9 protein-coding genes and 1 tRNA gene are annotated in these 17,169 nt (G+C 41.6%); 3 read left to right on the top strand and 7 right to left on the bottom strand.

Annotated features, from left to right (window positions below):
- Positions 1–520: 520 nt before the first annotated feature.
- A tRNA-Ser gene (locus tag Q0X59_RS01820) sits at positions 521–605 on the bottom strand.
- Between the two features lie 131 nt (positions 606–736).
- Positions 737–2,023, bottom strand: a complete 1,287-nt coding sequence (serS, locus tag Q0X59_RS01815; protein ID WP_075523509.1) for a serine--tRNA ligase — start codon at positions 2,021–2,023, stop codon at positions 737–739.
- Positions 2,024–2,209: 186 nt separating this feature from the next.
- Between serS and Q0X59_RS01810 the strand changes: the two genes are divergently transcribed.
- From Q0X59_RS01810 to Q0X59_RS01800, 3 genes are all read left to right on the top strand, one after another.
- A complete protein-coding gene (locus tag Q0X59_RS01810) occupies positions 2,210–2,605 on the top strand; it encodes a thioredoxin family protein (RefSeq protein ID WP_297642767.1) in 396 nt (131 codons plus the stop codon).
- Between the two features lie 306 nt (positions 2,606–2,911).
- A complete protein-coding gene (locus Q0X59_RS01805) occupies positions 2,912–3,898 on the top strand; it encodes a G5 domain-containing protein (protein ID WP_297642765.1) in 987 nt (328 codons plus the stop codon).
- A 359-nt stretch (positions 3,899–4,257) separates the two neighbouring features.
- On the top strand, positions 4,258–5,883 hold the full coding sequence (locus Q0X59_RS01800; RefSeq protein WP_297642820.1) for an MDR family MFS transporter: 1,626 nt from the start codon (positions 4,258–4,260) through the stop codon (positions 5,881–5,883).
- Positions 5,884–6,194: 311 nt separating this feature from the next.
- Here Q0X59_RS01800 and Q0X59_RS01795 read toward each other — a convergent pair whose 3' ends face one another.
- The 5 genes from Q0X59_RS01795 to Q0X59_RS01775 all read right to left on the bottom strand — a co-directional run bounded on the left by Q0X59_RS01795 (position 6,195) and on the right by Q0X59_RS01775 (position 17,159).
- A complete protein-coding gene (locus Q0X59_RS01795) occupies positions 6,195–10,217 on the bottom strand; it encodes a DNA-directed RNA polymerase subunit beta' (RefSeq protein WP_075523506.1) in 4,023 nt (1,340 codons plus the stop codon).
- A 63-nt stretch (positions 10,218–10,280) separates the two neighbouring features.
- Positions 10,281–13,916 (bottom strand): DNA-directed RNA polymerase subunit beta, encoded by a 3,636-nt coding sequence (gene rpoB / locus Q0X59_RS01790; protein WP_296157868.1) that lies wholly within the window; start codon positions 13,914–13,916, stop codon positions 10,281–10,283.
- A 232-nt stretch (positions 13,917–14,148) separates the two neighbouring features.
- On the bottom strand, positions 14,149–14,943 hold the full coding sequence (locus tag Q0X59_RS01785) for a peptide ABC transporter permease (RefSeq protein ID WP_297642762.1): 795 nt from the start codon (positions 14,941–14,943) through the stop codon (positions 14,149–14,151).
- Between the two features lie 57 nt (positions 14,944–15,000).
- Positions 15,001–15,714: a tRNA (cytidine(34)-2'-O)-methyltransferase gene (locus Q0X59_RS01780; protein ID WP_230955905.1), complete on the bottom strand. Its 714-nt coding sequence runs from the start codon at positions 15,712–15,714 to the stop codon at positions 15,001–15,003.
- 80 nt (positions 15,715–15,794) lie between these two features.
- Positions 15,795–17,159 carry a PFL family protein gene (locus Q0X59_RS01775; RefSeq protein WP_297642759.1) on the bottom strand — a complete coding sequence of 455 codons (1,365 nt, stop codon included), beginning with the start codon at positions 17,157–17,159 and terminating at the stop codon, positions 15,795–15,797.
- Between the last annotated feature and the right edge of the window lie 10 nt (positions 17,160–17,169).

Below are 17,169 nucleotides of genomic sequence, written 5' to 3'. Positions count from 1 at the left end.
TACACAGTGTGTTGATGCAAATTTTAAAGTATTTAAATACAAAAAATATATTTTTTAAGTAGGAAAACTACAACACTTAACACATAACGAATTTACAAGAAAAACTACACATCAAATATGCTCAAAATACACACTTAAACGCAAGTTAAACACATTACGAAGCGCCCCGTTAAACACCCCATTTGTAATCAAAATAATAGTTTGTTGACAATGTAATTTCACGCTCATTATGTACTAGTGAGGTGTGGAAATTACTTAACGAACAATAAAAAGCGAAACGGTGCTGAAGAAGTTACACCTAATCCAAACTCTTTATAAAACTAAAGTAAGCTAAAATCTAACTTTTACTACCACAAGCAACAACATTTGAGAATGCGTAAAAAGTTGAAGCTCCTGTGAGGTAAGTAATTCCCACACCTCACAAACCCAAGAACACTGAAAACAAGCCAAAAACGTTGATATTTCAAGGGTTTTCAGCATGAAAAAAGGGCTTCTAGCGATTTGCTAGAAACCCTATTCGCGGATGAGGCGAGATTCGAACTCGCGGTAGGTTTCCCTACAACGGTTTTCAAGACCGTCTCCTTAGACCGCTCGGACACCCATCCATTGGCGCATAGAGCACAAATAAATCTGCTCACAACGCACAAGTGGAAAGCATATCATCATGCATGGAACGAAACACTCGCAACGTTAGAATGAAACACTCCAAACACTCACAACGCGCGAAACGTTACACTCACGCTTCCCACTTAGTTGGCTCAATCACCTCTTTGCCACCCATATAAGGCTGCATAGCTTTAGGAATATCAATCGAGCCATCTTCGTGTTGATGATTCTCAAGAATAGCCACAAGCCAGCGCGTAGTAGCTAAAGTACCATTCAAAGTGCTCACTGGTCGAGTACCACCATCTTCCATGCGCTCACGCACATTCAAACGGCGAGCTTGATACTCAGTGCAATTAGACGTAGAAGTCAACTCACGGTAGCGTCCCTGAGTTGGAACCCATGCTTCGCAATCAAACTTACGAGCAGCAGAAGAACCAAGATCTCCTGCAGCTGTATCAATAATCCTGTAAGGAACTTCCACTTTAGCAAGCATTTCTTGTTCCATTCCAAGTAGCTTTTGATGCTCAGCGCGAGAATCTTCCTGCTTGCAATATACGAACATTTCAACTTTATCGAATTGATGCACGCGAATAATTCCAGATGTATCTTTACCAGCAGCGCCAGCTTCACGGCGATAGCAGCTAGACCATCCACAGTAACGCAAAGCACCGTTACTTAAGTCTAGGATTTCATCTTCATGCATGCCAGCCAAAGCAACCTCAGAAGTACCTACCAAATACTGATCGTCTGGTTCACGAAGGCGATAAATTTCATCTGCATGAGAATTTAAGAAACCAGTTCCGCGCATAACTTCTGGACGAACAAGAGTTGGCGTAATCGCAAGAGTAAAACCATGCTCTTCAGCTTGATCTACAGCCATTGTAAGCATTGCGATTTGCAAACGAGCAACAGAACCACGCAAGAAGTAGAAACGAGAGCCTGCAACTTTTACACCTCTGCGCATATCAATTCCTGCAACGCCTGTACCAAGAGTTAAATGATCTTTAGGCTCAAAACCTTCAGCTGCAAAATCGCGAGGTGTACCAACCTTCTTAACTACAACGTAGTCGTCTTCTCCGCCTTCTGGAGCTTCATCTTCAACAATGTTTGAAAGCTTCCACATAGCTGTTGTGTAGTCTGCAGTAGCTTTTTCGGATTCGGCTTTAAATTCAGCTACTTTCTGAGCTAATTCTTTAGTTTCTGCAATAAGAGCAGCTTTTTCAGATTCATTTGCAGATGCAACCTTTTTACCAATCGCCTTCTGCTGCGAGCGAGCTTCTTCAAACGCTTTTAATGACGTGCGGCGCAAATCATCGGCGCGCAATACTTCATCGACTAATTCAACAGACTCGCCACGTTTACGCTGCGATTCCTTTACAATGTCGGCATGTTCACGAATAAATTGGATATCAAGCATGTTTCCTAGAGTAATGCCGTAAGAAGACAGATGATTGAATAAGAGATAGTGTATACTTGCTTTTATTGATTGAATTAAAATGTGTTAAGTTAGATTCAATGTTGAAAAACTAAAACTTAATACGATTTTGAAGATTAAACAAAATTGCAAACAAAATTTCATACAAACTAATATTAAGGAGTAAAAATGGCAGTTATACACGCAAAACAAGAAGATTTTAATTCGATTATCAACTCTAACGAAATTGTTTTCGTGGATTTTTGGGCGAAGTGGTGCGCTCCATGCCGAGCTTTTGGACCGATTTACGAGAAGGTTAGTGATAATCATCCAGAAATAACTTTTATTAAAATAGATATTGACGAAAATCAACAAATAGCTCAAGAAGCTGGGATCCGTTCAATTCCGACTATTAAAGTCATAAAAAATCGCTTAGAAATATGGGATCACAAAGGATCTATAAGCGAAAATGATTTGGAAATGGTTGTAAACGAAGCTAAGAAAGTCGTTGTGAAAGAAGAAGCCGAAAATAACGCAGAAGATGACGATAACGCAGCTAATGCAGGTAACACTAACGAAAACTAACAGCAAAAGCAACAACAAAGAAGAGAAAACGAAAGCAAAAAGCGAAAAGCAGAAACGTTAAACAGGTAAACGAAAACGTTAAACAAAAAGTAAAAAACAAATAACGGAAAGTAAAAACGTTAAAGCAAAAACAAATCTAACAGCAAACTAACAATATTAAACAGTGATTAAAATAAAAATCAATCAATCCTTGAAATACTGCCCTTCTCTTTACGTGATATTAGAATATAAACAGTTTGTATTTTCAGCTATTGATTGAAAACTAATCACAAAACTAGCTAAAGTTCATTCAAGAGTGGGAGGGATATGGCAAGTCACCGCAAGCATACAGTCACGCTTACATCGCTTAGTATTCGCCAATGGATTATGGTGATTTCAGCAATCACAAGCGTAGTAGCTCTAGTGGTACTTTGCGTTGTTTCTCGAAATTTTTACGAGTCAACAACCTCCCATACAACTGCCGTAACTTCTTATTCAGCAACAGAAGACTTTAATACTGTTTCCCGTGGAGCTACTCGTGATGTGCTTAACAGCAACACTTCATACGTTACTGTTGTTATAAATGGGCATAACCGCACTGTTTTAGGAACTAAATTCACTGACGTGCGTTCCGTGTTAAAAGCCGGAGATATCACTCTCGAACCTCATGATGTAGTAACTCCTTCACTAGATACAAAAGTTAGTGAATCCACTGTTATTAACATTCAACGAACTGGCGCTAAACTCGAAACGTCAGATGAGCCTATTGCATTTAACACTGTTAAGAAGGAAACCACTTCCCTTCCAAAAGGTACTGAGAAAGTACAACAAGAGGGCGCTAACGGTGTTATGGAAACAACGAAAATAGTTAGACATGCTGGAAATAAAGTTGTTTCGTCTAATATCTTTGCATCTTACGTTAAAAAAGCTCCAACAGATAAAGTAGTACTTGTGGGAACTGGTGGTGCTAGAGCGGATTCTGCAGAAGAATTTAGCATTGGCACAACTGTTCCGGCAGGAGAAATGCAAGAATGGGCGCATAATTGGCTTATTTCAAATGGATACAGTGAAGCAGATTTTACAGCTACAGTATTTATTATTACGCATGAATCCGGCTGGCGCGTTAATGCTATGAATCCTTCTGGAGCATACGGTTTACCACAAGCTCTTCCTGGTAGGAAAATGTCTTCAGCAGGCGCTGATTGGGCAACCAACTATCAAACTCAGCTTAGATGGTTCTGGAATTATTGCAATGGAAGATACGGCTCAATTCAAGGCGCTTATAGCTATTGGATGAAACACCACAACTACTGATTAGCGAGTTAGAATTTACTTGAGCAAGATTCAGCTTGAAGTAAGATTTAGATTCAAGCAAAATCTACTTGAGTTGGATTCACTTAAATCGGATTCACTTAAGTATTTACTTGTCTTTGATATAAAAAGTTTTCGCTTAAGTTTTCGCTTTGCTTTTATACTTCGGTATAAGTCTTCTCTTAGAAGTAAAACAGAAGGCTTTTAAAAGACTGTCTATCTTATGAAAGGATTAAAACGTGACGTTATCATCATGGCTAAATAAAACATGGCTAAATAAAAAATCTTTGCACAATACTGAATCGAGCCATGCTGAATCGAGCCATGCTGAATCTTCTAGTAATAAATCTAGCAATATTTCTATTGCAAACATTTCGCCTAACAGTAAAAAATCAACTAGAAATAAGCATAATAAAAATAAACTAAGCCACGCTTTAACAGGTGAAGAAGCATACAACAACAATCACTTAACTCGTCCTGCTTTAATCTCTTTAGCAATACTCACTTTCATAACGTTTATAGGCAACTTCGCTCAATTACAGCTAACAGCAGCACTACCGACTATTGTTCGAGAATTCAACATAAACGTCACAACCGGACAATGGCTTACATCAATCTTCCAGCTGATTATGGCAATTATGGTACCACTAACAGCATTCTTAACAAGAAGATTTTCAACTAGACAAATAGTAATAACATCTATGTGTTTATTCACAATAGGATCTATATTCGCTTGGCTCAGCAACGACTTCATTATGGCGCTAATCGGACGCACTCTAGAAGCAGTTGGAACAGGCGTTATGTGGCCAGTGTTACAAATCACAGTATTCTCCGTTTTCCCACTAACTAGAAGAGGAATGGCAATGGGAAGCGTTGGAATGGCAATGAGTATTGCGCCTGCAATTGGACCAACTATCGGAGGTTTACAAACAGATTTTAACGGTTGGCGTTCAATATTCTTCTCCTTAACAATCATAGGTATCATTTCTATAATTCTTTCTACATTCCTATTACATAATTTCGGCGAACAAGATAAAACAGCTAAAGCAGACTTCTTCTCAGTAAGCCTTTCAATTATCGGGTTTGGCGGAGTTATGTTTGGATTCACAAATATTGAAGCATACGGAATCACTCACCCAATGGCGTTTGCTCCTATGATAATCGGATCAATCGGAATCATATGGTTCGTAACAAGGCAATTACTCGAACAAAAACATGGAGAACTCCCCCTCCTTGGCTTAAGTGTATTGAAAAATAAATACTTCACAATCGGAACTATTTGTGCTTGCTTAACATTCTTCGCTTTCAGCTCGATTATGGTACTTATACCGCTTTATATCCAAGACGATCGCGGATTTAGCGCAACTATGAGTGGTCTTATATTACTTCCGGGCGCATTCGGAATGGCAATTTCACAATTCGCAGGAGGTCGTATGCTTGACAGACTCGGCGTTAGACCTGTTGCAATGGCAGGATCTCTTATATTACTTTTCGGCACGGTTATGATGAGTCTTATAGATATGCACACATGGATTTGGTGGATTTCTATTTGGCAATTCACTAGGCAGATTGGCATGGGATTCTTGCTCATGCCTATAACAACATGGTCGCTAAATTGCTTACAGCACGAAGAACTTGGAGATGGATCTGCTGTAACTAATACAATGCGCCAACTTTGGGGCGCAATTGGCGCTCCTGTGCTAGTTGTAACAATGACTGCACTAACGACCTGGAAACATGCTTATGCAGGCTCAGGGCATGCTGCAGACGTAGCTGCAAGCATTTTTGGAGTACAGTGGACTCTTAGAATTAGCGCTATTATTACAGCGATTATGGCAGCAATCGTGATTTTTGGAATTAAAGGCGAAGGTGCAGGATCTGCTCACGCTCTGGCGCGAAGAGCGATTGCAAGAATGAAAGTATTGCATATTCCGCATGCTTCTGAAAATAAAGACGTGATGCACGATCACACTCACGCTCAATACTAGAGTTTTATTACTAAAGCTCTAACGTGCTAGTACTATGGTTCTATGGTTCTATAGTTCTATAGTTCTATGGTTCTGTTGCTAAAGTGCTAAGTGCAAAGTTATATTACTAAAGCTCTAAAATATCAACGTTCTAAATCAAACTAAAATCAAACTAAAATTTAAGGTTATTCCCCAAAATTTAACTAAAATCAAAACAAAATCAAAACAAAATCAAAACAAAATCAAAACAAAATCAAAACAAAAAGCTCAGTTAAGTGAATCGCATTAACAATCCACTTAGCTGAGCTTAAATTTCAATCTTCAACTAATGTTTACAACTCATCGTTGTAATCACTCTGACCACCTTGATCGTCAAGGAAATCATCAGGGTTGAAATCATCGTTAAGACTCATGTCTCCGAAATCAATATTCGCGAAATCAACATCCGCCATATCTGTTTCACCAAAGTTAGACGGAGTGCTGTCTTGATTATTCAAACCGAAGTTTGGATACATCTTCTCACGAGCTTCACGAGTTGCGTCAACATTAGAATTACGGTAACGCGACAAACCTGTACCAGCAGGAATGAGCTTACCTATAATCACGTTCTCCTTCAAGCCCTTAAGATCATCTTCCTTCTGGCTCAAAGCAGCTTCAGTAAGAACTCGAGTAGTTTCCTGGAACGATGCAGCAGAAAGCCAAGAATCAGTAGCCAAAGAAGCCTTAGTGATACCCATAAGCTCTGGACGACCAGCAGCAGGCTTGCCACCATTCTTCACGGTTTCAAGGTTAATCTCACGGAACTTCGTCTGATCAATAAGCTCGCCTGGGAGCAAATTAGTATCTCCTGAATCAATCACAGTAATACGGCGAAGCATTTGATGAACAATAACCTCAATATGCTTATCGTGAATATCTACACCCTGAGAACGATACACATTGTGAACTTCCTCAACAATGTTGACTTGTGCAGCACGAGTACCAAGGATTCGCAAAATCTTCTTAGGATCAACAGAACCTTCAATAAATTGCGTACCAACCTCAACATGCTCATGATCTCTTACCAACATTGGAGCGCGGCGAGTTACAGGATACTCAATTGGCTCAACAGTAGAATCATCAGGAATCAACCTGACTACTCGACCTTGACCTGGAGTATCTTGAATCTCAACAGTTCCAGAGAACTCTGCAATTGGAGCTTCACCCTTAGGAGTACGAGCTTCAAAAAGCTCCGTAACACGAGGAAGACCCTGAGTAATATCGGAAGCAGAAGCAACACCACCAGAGTGGAAGGAACGAAGAGTAAGCTGAGTACCAGGCTCGCCAATTGACTGTGCTGCAACAATACCAACAGCTTCACCAACATCTACTAGTCGGCTCGTAGCCAAAGACCATCCATAGCATTTTGCACAAACTCCACGCTTAGATTCGCAAGTAAGCACAGAACGAGCTTTAACTTCTTCTACGCCATGAGCAACCAAATCGCGCAGAACCTGCATAGAAAGCGCATCTCCACGCTTAGCTAAAACAGTTTCGCCATCTACAGGATCTATCACATCTGCAGCAAGCAAACGAGAATATGGTCCACCATCAGCAGCTTTAACAAGCGTCAAATTGCCATCAGCATCACGATCTGCAATCTTCATGTTAAGACCACGCTTAGTTCCGCAATCTTCTTCACGAACAATAACTTCCTGTGAAACATCAACAAGCTTACGAGTTAAGTAACCAGATTCTGCAGTACGCAAAGCGGTATCTGCCAAGCCCTTACGAGCACCGTGCTGAGAGATGAAGTACTCCAAGACTGAAAGGCCATCGCGGTAGTTAGACTTCACAGGACGAGGAATAATCTCACCCTTAGGATTAGCCACCAAACCACGCATACCAGCAATCTGACGAATCTGCATCCAGTTACCACGCGCTCCAGACTGAACCATGATGTTAACGTTGTTATCGTCATGGAAGTTTTCACGCATTGCTTCAGCAACTTTATCTGTGCACTCAGTCCACAAGTTAATCAATTCTTGACGGCGTTCCTCATCAGTTAAATCACCGATTGTTTCGTAACGCATGTTGATCTTAGCTGCCTGATTCTCATAATATTGAGCAATTTCCTCGCGATTTGGTGGGAGCACAATATCCGAGAACGCCATAGTTACTCCAGACCATGGAGCGCGAGTGAAGCCAAGATCCTTCAAAGCGTCCAAAGTAGCAGCAACTTGTGCAGTTGGATAGCGAGTAGCAATATCGTCAACAATCTTAGAAAGAACACCCTTAGGAACTTGCTCATTGACGAATGGATAATCAACTGGCAAAGTTTCGTTGAAAAGCACACGTCCATAAGACGTTGCAAACAAAACAGTTCCATCCTTGAAACGCTCTTCATGAACAACATCTGGGCTACCAGCTTCAGGCTCAATAACCTTCAAATCGCTCGGCTCCCAATTTTCAGGAAGAACGAAATCTTCAGGCATGCGAATCAAGACTTTAGCTTGCATATCAATCTCATGCTTATCAAGAGCCATTTGAGCTTCAGCAAGAGAAGAGAATACGCGGCCTTGACCCTTAGCGCCTTCAATTACTGTAGACAAGTAGTAAAGACCCAAAATCATATCCTGAGAAGGCATAGTCACAGTGTGACCATCTGCCGGCTTCAAGATATTATCTGATGCCATCATCAAAGTACGAGCTTCAGCTTGAGCTTCAGCAGAAAGAGGTAGATGCACTGCCATCTGATCACCATCGAAGTCAGCGTTAAATGCTGCACAAGCAAGTGGTGGCAGGTGGATTGCTTTACCTTCAACCAAAATTGGCTCAAATGCTTGAATACCCAAGCGGTGAAGAGTAGGAGCACGGTTAAGAAGTACTGGATGCTCGGAAATAACTTCTTCCAAAACGCTCCAAACTTCAGAATCACCGCGATCTACTAATCGCTTAGCGCTCTTCATATTCTGAGCAAATCCCTGATCTACCAAACGCTTAATAACGAATGGCTTAAAGAGTTCCAAAGCCATTGGCTTAGGCAAACCGCATTGATGCATGCGAAGGCTTGGACCAACAACAATTACAGAACGACCAGAGTAATCTACACGCTTACCAAGCAAGTTTTGGCGGAATCGGCCTTGCTTACCTTTAAGCATATCTGAAAGTGACTTTAATGGACGATTAGATGCGCCAGTTACTGGGCGTCCACGGCGACCATTGTCGAACAGAGAATCAACTGCTTCCTGAAGCATGCGTTTTTCGTTATTAAGCATGATTTCAGGGGCACCAAGTTCAATCAGCCTCTTCAAACGATTGTTACGGTTGATTACACGGCGATACAAATCGTTCAAATCAGAAGTTGCGAAACGACCACCATCAAGCTGAACCATTGGTCGCAAATCTGGCGGAATTACTGGAATAACGTCCAAAACCATTGCTTCTGGCTTGTTTCCAGTAGTCAAGAATGCATTCACAACTTTCAAACGCTTCAAAGCGCGAGCTTTACGCTGTCCAGAACCACTATCAATTTCTTCACGAAGTTCGTCTGCAGCAGCCTGTAAATCAAAGTCTTGCAAACGCTTCTTAATAGCTTCAGCGCCCATGCAGCCTTGGAAATAATCGCCGTAACGATCTTCCATTTCACGCCACAAGTCCACATCGCCTTCCATATCTCCTGGACGAATTTCCTTAAAGCGGCTGAATACTGCATCCAAACGCTTAATTTGTTCGTCATAACGCTGGCGAATTGTGGACATTTCGCGCTCTGCACTTGCACGCAATTTAGCTTTGGTACCGCTCTTGGTATCGCCTGATTCCTCAAGCTCACGCAAGTCCTCTTCAACCTTTTTAGCGCGCAATTCAATCTCATTATCGCGGCGCTTTTCAAGATTTGAAATCTCGGTGTCAAACTCGTCTTGCAAGTCAGGCATATCTTGATGACGCTGCTCAACATCTACGCTTGTAACCATATAAGCTGCAAAGTAGATAACTTTCTCCAAATTCTTCGGAGCAATACCAAGTAAGTAACCTAAACGGCTTGGCACGCCTTTGAAGAACCAAATGTGCGTCACAGGAGCTGCAAGCTCGATGTGACCCATGCGCTCACGGCGAACGCGGCTACGAGTAACCTCTACACCGCATCGTTCGCAAACAATGCCCTTAAAACGCACGCGCTTATATTTGCCGCATGCGCATTCCCAATCTCGAGTCGGTCCGAAAATCTGCTCACCGAACAGACCATCTTTCTCCGGCTTCAAGGTACGGTAGTTAATGGTTTCTGGCTTCTTTACTTCACCGTGGCTCCATCCGCGAATGTCGTCAGCGGTAGCCAGTCCAATCCTTAATTTGTCAAATGTGTTGACGTCCAGCACTCTTATTGTCCTGTCTGTGAAATTTTTAACGTTTTACTATCACATAAGTGCGGCTATAGCCGATCACTGATATTCCGGCTCAGAAATGATTTGATCTTCCTTGGCAGAAGAATCTGGTCTTGCGCCAATATTAAAGCCCAAATCATCCGAGGACGAAACAGGATCGTCTTCTTCATCCTTCATGTCAATTGCAACGCCATCAGCGTTTAACACTTCAACATTCAAGGAGAGCGACTGCATTTCCTTAAGAAGCACCTTGAAGGATTCAGGAATACCTGCAGGAGGCAAATTCTGACCCTTCACGATTGCACCATACACGCGCACACGACCCGAAACATCATCAGACTTAGTAGTCATCATTTCGTGCAATGTGTACGAAGCACCATAAGCCTCAAGCGCCCAAACTTCCATTTCTCCGAAGCGCTGGCCACCGAACTGAGCTTTACCGCCCAACGGCTGCTGAGTGATCATAGAGTAAGGACCAGTAGAACGAGCGTGAATCTTATCATCAACCAAATGATGCAACTTTAAGATATACATGTAACCAACAGAAATTGGCTTAGTGAAAGGCTCACCAGTACGTCCATCGTAAAGCACTGCTTTACCATCTGAACCAACAAGCTTATTTCCATCAGCATCCTTCAAAGTTGTGCTAAGCAATCCCTTCAAAGTATCTGGACGAACGCCATCAAACACTGGTGTTGCAACTGGAGTTCCAGGATCGCCATGCTCTGCTCCTTGCGGAACATACTTCTTCCAAGCTGCTTCTAGATCTGGATCCAAATTGATATCCCAACCAGCGTGAGCAATCCAACCTAAGTGAAGCTCAAGTACCTGACCCAAGTTCATTCGAGAAGGAACGCCCAACGGATTTAACATGATGTCAATTGGAGTACCATCAGCCAAGAATGGCATATCTTCTTCTGGCAAGATTCGAGAAATAACACCCTTGTTGCCGTGACGACCTGAAAGCTTATCTCCTTGCGTAATCTTACGATGCTGCGCAATATAAACGCGGATCATTTGATTTACGCCATTTGGAAGCTCATCGCCATCATCTTCAGCATCTTCACGAGTGATTTCTTTAACTGCAATAACAGTACCAGTTTCACCGTGTGGCACACGCAAAGAAGTATCACGAACTTCACGGCTCTTTTCGCCGAAGATTGCACGAAGCAAACGCTCTTCTGGAGTAAGCTCAGTTTCACCCTTAGGAGTTACCTTACCAACCAAAATATCGCCGGCTTCAACTTCAGCACCGATGCGAATAATACCGCGCTCATCGAGATTTGCAATAGCATCTTCGCCAACATTCGGCAAATCGCGTGTAATCTCTTCAGAGCCAAGCTTTGTTTCGCGAGCATCAATCTCATATTCTTCAATATGAATTGATGAAAGCGTATCGTCTTGCACTAAACGCTGCGAAATAATAACAGCATCCTCGTAGTTGTAACCGTTCCAAGGCATGAATGCAACAAGCAAATTCTTACCCAGAGCAAGCTCACCCTTATCTGTTGCAGGACCATCAGCCAAAACTGTTCCTGCTTCAACGCGTTCGCCATCTTTAATAAGTGGAACTTGATTGTAGCAAGTAGTTTGATTAGAACGCTGGAACTTAGAAAGCTTGTAGCTTGATTGAGTTCCGTCATCGTTCATAACGCGAATAATATCTGCAGAAACATATGTAACAACACCCGGCTTTTCTGCCAAGATTACGTCACCAGAATCCACAGCTGCACGCCATTCAGAACCTGTACCTACAAGTGGTCGCTCAGACTTAATAAGCGGAACAGCCTGACGCTGCATGTTAGTACCCATCAAAGCACGGTGACCTTCATCATGCTCCAAGAATGGAATCAAAGAAGCACCCAAGGAAACCATCTGACGTGGAGAAACATCCATGTAGTCAACAGTGCTTACAGGAACATCGACTGCTTCTTCTTCGTCCACTCGAGCAAGTGCCTGAGTGCCTACGAAGTTACCGTTTTCATCAAGTTCCTGATTAGCTTGTGCAATAACGTGATCCGCTTCACGATCTGCAGTCATATATTCGACTTCATCAGTAACGTGACCGTTCACAACCTTGCGGTACGGAGTTTCAATGAAACCGAACGGATTGATGCGACCAAATGTTGCCAAAGAACCAATAAGACCAATGTTTGGACCTTCAGGAGATTCAATTGGGCACATACGTCCAAAGTGAGATGGGTGAACATCTCTAACTTCCATAGAAGCACGATCTGGAGAAAGACCACCAGGACCAAGTGCGGAAAGACGGCGCTTATTAGTAACGCCTGCTAATGGATTGTTTTGATCCATAAACTGACTTAACTTGGAAGTTCCGAAGAATTCTTTAATAGTCGCGTTTACTGGACGAATGTTAATCAACGACTGTGGAGTAATAGCCTCAGCATCTTGAGTAGTCATACGTTCTCGCACAACGCGTTCCATACGGCTTAAACCAGTACGAAGCTGATTTTGTACCAACTCGCCAACTTGACGAATACGGCGATTACCGAAGTGATCAATATCGTCAACTTCCACACGCAATTGCACGTCTTCGCCATTGCGCTTTCCTGGGAATGTCTGCTCACTTTGAGCCAAAGCAGCAGCTTTATCTGCAGGGTTAGTGGCTTTCAAAGCAGCACTCTTAGCAGTAGCATTAGCGTGCAAAGTAACTAAGTACTTAATAGTTGCAATGATGTCTTCACGATTCAAGCTACGGTCATTGTAATCAGCTTCCAAACCAAGCTTACGGTTAATCTTATAACGGCCAACGCGAGCCAAATCGTAACGCTTAGTATTGAAATAGAAGGAGTCAAGCAAAGTATGACCAGCTTCTGGGGTTGCTGTATCTGCAGGACGAATCTTACGATACAAATCAGTTAATGCTTCATCCTGAGTTTCAATAACTTCCTTATCAAGCGCATCAAGCACCAAAGGATATCCCTTGAAAGCTTCAGCAATTTCAGGCTTAGTCATGCCGATTGCCATTAAGAATACGATTGCAGACTGCTTACGTTTGCGATCTACTCTAACTCCAAGGAAATCACGCTTATCTATCTCAAATTCCAACCATGCACCACGGCTTGGAATAATCTTCGCACCGTAAACATCTTTATCGGAAGCGCGATCTTGAGTGCAATCGAAATACACGCCTGGTGAACGGACCAATTGCGAAACAATCACACGCTCAGTACCACCAATAATGAAAGTACCGTGTGGAGTTTGCAATGGAAAATCACCCATGAAAACAGTCTGACTTTTAATTTCGCCAGTTTCACCGTTTTCAAATTCAGCATTCACATACAAAGGAGCAGAATAAGTGTAATCCTTCTCTTTGCACTCTAACACTGTATGACGTGGTTCTTCAAAATATGGATCTGAGAACGTTAAGCTCATAGTTTGAGCGAAGTTCTCAATAGGGGAAATTTCCTGGAATACTTCATCTAAACCAGAAATATGAGGCACTGTGTGAGTACCATTTGCTTCGTCTTCTTCAACGCGCTTCTTCCAGCGATCTGAACCGATCAACCAATCAAAGCTGTCGGTTTGCACACCAAGAAGGTATGGCACATCGATAGGCTCACAAATTGAGCCAAAATTCACACGATCTGACGCTTTATGCAACTTAATGTCGTGTTCGTCAGCACGCGCGATGACTTTAGTGGTGCTCGTCGTAGCTTGTTCAGCAGCCAATGGACGTTCCTTATCGTTCGCTATTACCTATGCATACACATGTAAGTGCATGCGTGAACTCTGAAAAGCCAAGAAGCAAAAGCGCAAAAACACGCCATAGAATTGATGTGCAACTGCGGGCGCTTCATCGACTTATTCAGTATGCCCGCTATATGACACACCGTATACAGACCTTCTATTTTATAGATACATTAAGACTATTTTCCAGTATTTTTAGCGGCGTGTCGGCATGCTATTTAACATTTACGACTAAAGAATCGCTATGTAATCCAGAAATATTTTTATGATAAAGTCTAACAAGATAAGATCCACGATCAACCTTTGGCATGTTATCCTTTTCAGTGCAGCCAACACCTCGAGTTGAATTCGTATCCCATGTAAACTTTTCGTCAAAATGATCGCCTTGAGTCATAAGCAACGGCTTACCAGGCGCAACACAAACATCTGAACGCCATATATCATTTTTATTTTCTTCGTCAGAATTTTTATCGGAATTTTTAGATAAATCTTCAGAATTTTTATCAGAATTTTTATCGGAATTTTCAGTCGTCCCTTTGTCAGAATTATCTTCAGATTTGTCTTTTGAAGTATCGGACGAATTCGTATCGCTAATAGCCATAACAAGACTATTATTAGACGCATCAACTAAGCAAGAACCTTTACCTACGAAAATAATTCGAGCAGTAAAATCAAGACTTCCACCCATAGAAACATTTTGATTCTTAGAAGAAAGCTCTAAACGCAAATCTTGAGATGTGCAATCACGTGTTAAACTTGCAGGCCGAGGATCAGGCACGCTTTTACGCGAAATATTTACTTCATGAAATGAAAAAAGCCCACCACTTAAATCTGAAATGCCCTTAGCGATGCTAAAGACACAAAAACACGCAATAACTAGAACAAACGACGCAATCACGCCAACAAAAATTCTACGACGAACATACATAGCATGCTTTTCAGATTCGCTCATAACGCGTTTCTTAGTTCGTCTAGTATCTCTAGTAAATCGCTGCGATTGTTTGGTCATAATGTCCATTCTAGTGCATTGTAACGCATGAATTGAAATATAAATATCTTATAAAGCTTACTTCCCACCAGCAAAATTTAGCTGACGCCATGCTTCATAAACAGCAATAGATGCGCAATTAGCTAAATTCAAACTCCTCAAAGCAGGTCGCATAGGCAAACGAACTTGCTGCGCAACATGAGGACCTGCCATAATATCCATAGGATCAGGAATATCTCCAGGCTCAGGACCAAAAAGCAAAATATCATTAGGCTTATATTCAATATCCGTATAAAGCTTAGTAGCATTTGCAGTAAACGCGATTATGCGCGAATTTGGCATAGATTCCACAAGATTATTGAAATCTGGATGAATCACAACATGAGCCATATCGTGATAATCTAATCCAGCGCGGCGCAATTTAGTATCGTGCAGATTAAACCCTAAAGGCTCAACCAAGTGCAAAATAGTGCCAGTTACAGCACATAAACGAATCGCTGAACCAGTATTTCCAGGAATCCTAGGAGAGTAAAAACACAAATGAGGAGTATGCGTTTCTTTACGCGCAGCATCATCAGCACTAAGCATAGCGTCAACAACACTAATAGGATTACCATGCGCATCTGTAACTAACTCATCTGGGCCATAATCCGATTTTCTATACCCATATTCATACATTTGTTGTACGCGAGATACACTATCTTGATTTTTCAACTGCTCAGAAGATGAATTACAAATATTGCAATCATTATTCTCATCTACATGCTGATTTTCAGATGTTTCACGCGTCATTATTACCTCTTATTGATTATTCTAAGTTTATTTAATTCTGTAGCTTTGCAAATCCACGAACTTAAGTATTAAAGCCAAAACTAATTCTTAAAACTATGAACAGGAGCAGGAATACGTCCGCCACGATTAACAAACTCTTCGCAAGAAGCGTTATTAACAGGCATAATAGGCGCATACCCCATCAAACCGCCAAAGTTCGCCATATCTCCCACAGTTTTACCAATCACTGGAATAATACGAACTGCTGTAGTTTTCTGATTTATCATACCAATAGCAGATTCATCTGCAATCATTCCGGAAATTGTAGACGCACTAGTTTCTCCAGGAATCGCAATCATATCAAGCCCAACAGAGCATACACACGTCATAGCTTCAAGCTTTTCGATAGTTAAGCATCCAGTCTTTGCAGCAGAAATCATATTCGCATCTTCAGAAACTGGTATAAAAGCTCCAGAAAGACCTCCAACATAACTACTTGCCATAATTCCGCCCTTCTTAACTTGATCATTAAGAAGAGCTAGAGCAGCTGTAGTTCCAGGAGCACCAACCTGAGATAAACCAATTTTTTCTAGAACTTCACCAACAGAATCACCAACTGCAGGAGTTGGAGCAAGTGACAAATCAATTATTCCAAAAGGAACATTAAGACGATGCGAAGCTTCTTGAGCAACTAACTGTCCAACTCTAGTAATCTTAAAAGCTGTACGCTTAATAGTTTCACACAAAAATGCAAAATCTTTGCCACGCGCTTCATCTAAAGCTCTAGAAACAACTCCCGGCCCCGAAACGCCAACGTTAATAACAGCATCGCCCTCTGTAACTCCATGGAAACCACCAGCCATAAACGGATTATCGTCTGGAGCATTACAAAAAGCAACAAACTTAACGCACCCATAAGAATCATTGTCTTTTGTAGCTATTGCAATATCTCGAATCACTCGCCCAAGCAAATTAACGCAATTCATATCAATGCCTGTACGAGTAGAGCCAACGTTAGCAGAAGAACAAACAATATCCGTTTCACAAAGCGCTTTAGGCAATGATTCAATTAACATGCGATCTGCATTCGTCATTGATTTTGCAGGTAAAGCAGAATAACCACCTATTAAATCAACACCAACTTCTTTAGCAGCTTTATCTAATGCATGCGCAATTTTAACAAAATCTTCAGGAGTTTTGCACGCAGAAGATCCAACCAAAGATATAGGAGTTACAGTAATTCTCTTATTTACAATCGGTATACCATAATCGCGTTCTATAGCTTTACCAGTAGAAACAAGATCTTTAGCTAAAGTTGTGATTTTTTTATATACATTCTCGCAAACTTCATTCAAATCAGACGAAGCACAATCAAGAAGATTGATTCCCATAGTGATAGTGCGAACATCTAACTTTTCCTGCTCAATCATGGTGTTAGTTTCGCGAACTTCCATCATATTTAACATGGCAATTCCC

Origin of the sequence: uncultured Gardnerella sp. (assembly GCF_947280595.1) — a bacterium.
Lineage (GTDB): Bacteria > Actinomycetota > Actinomycetes > Actinomycetales > Bifidobacteriaceae > Bifidobacterium > Bifidobacterium vaginale_A.
This window is presented reverse-complemented; position numbering and strand designations above follow the sequence as displayed.

Excerpts from the sequence above, each read along its gene's own strand:
- Q0X59_RS01810 (WP_297642767.1), top strand. The coding sequence starts at position 2,210 with ATGGCAGTTATACACGCAAAACAAGAAGATTTTAATTCGATTATCAAC.
- serS (WP_075523509.1), bottom strand. The coding sequence starts at position 2,023 with ATGCTTGATATCCAATTTATTCGTGAACATGCCGACATTGTAAAGGAA.
- Q0X59_RS01780 (WP_230955905.1), bottom strand. The coding sequence starts at position 15,714 with ATGACGCGTGAAACATCTGAAAATCAGCATGTAGATGAGAATAATGAT.
- Q0X59_RS01775 (WP_297642759.1), bottom strand. The coding sequence starts at position 17,159 with ATGTTAAATATGATGGAAGTTCGCGAAACTAACACCATGATTGAGCAG.
- Q0X59_RS01785 (WP_297642762.1), bottom strand. The coding sequence starts at position 14,943 with ATGACCAAACAATCGCAGCGATTTACTAGAGATACTAGACGAACTAAG.
- Q0X59_RS01805 (WP_297642765.1), top strand. The coding sequence starts at position 2,912 with ATGGCAAGTCACCGCAAGCATACAGTCACGCTTACATCGCTTAGTATT.